General features: G+C 20.5%; 1 pseudogene. It reads left to right on the top strand.

Going from position 1 to position 985, the window contains the following annotated elements:
* The first annotated feature begins 95 nt into the window (after positions 1-95).
* A pseudogene (locus JG677_RS08310) lies at positions 96-690 on the top strand (LexA family transcriptional regulator).
* Positions 691-985: the final 295 nt, after the last annotated feature.

Here is a 985-nt window from a genome sequence, read left to right as displayed (position 1 = left end):
ACTTAAAACCTAACCTTTCAAAATAAAATATTTTCTTTGCTTTTTAATATTTTGTTTTGTGTTTAAATTCTTTGAAATTAAAACAAATTATTAAAATGCAAATGCAAGAAGTGATTGAAAAGCTAAAAGATATACTTGCAAGTGAAGGTAAGCGTGAATTAAAAACAAAAGATATAGCACAAGAATTAGGAATCAATCCTGATACTTTTAATTCTATGAAATTTAGAAACTCTATTCCTTATCCATAAATACTAAACTTCTTGCAAGAAAAAAATATAAGTATAAATTATTTCTTTTATAAAAACTCTCCTAAAGTTCAATTAGAAAGTGAAAATAAATATAAGATTTTAAAATTTTATAAAACAAATGTAAGTTTGGGTGGAGGTGGAATTAATGATTTAATTGATAGTTCTAAATTTATCATAGATAAAAAACTATTAAGCTTTTTTAGAAGTAAAATTGTAAGTTTATTACTTGTTATGGAGAGAGTATGGAATCACTAATTAAAGATAGAAGTTATTTATAAGCTTTTAAAGAAAAGAGCTTAAAAATAAAAGCATTTGTGTGATTAACACAAGAGATGGACTTTTTATCAAACAAGTTTTCAAACAAGATAATGGAGTAATGCTTCATTCTTTAAATCCTTTATATAAAGACATTTTTTATAAAATGGAATTTGTATTTGTATGATTAGAATAATTCTTAACTTAAAATATTTTTAAGTTAAGAATTATTTATTTATTATTGATTAGAAAAATTAGATAAAATACAAGCAAGAATATAAGATAAAGTATTTTATTTATATGCTTATATATGAATAACTTTCATAATGATTACAAGTTTATAAAATTTGCAATTTAAATAATTGTGATAAATACAATTTTATAATTTTCTAGTCTATATATTCTATCAAAGTATCTGTTTAATTTTACATCATCAAAACTTTAGTACTTAAGATAATTTTCATTGGTTATTTAATGATTTT

The organism is Campylobacter sp. TTU-622, assembly GCF_016598965.1.
GTDB lineage: Bacteria > Campylobacterota > Campylobacteria > Campylobacterales > Campylobacteraceae > Campylobacter_D.
This window is presented reverse-complemented; position numbering and strand designations above follow the sequence as displayed.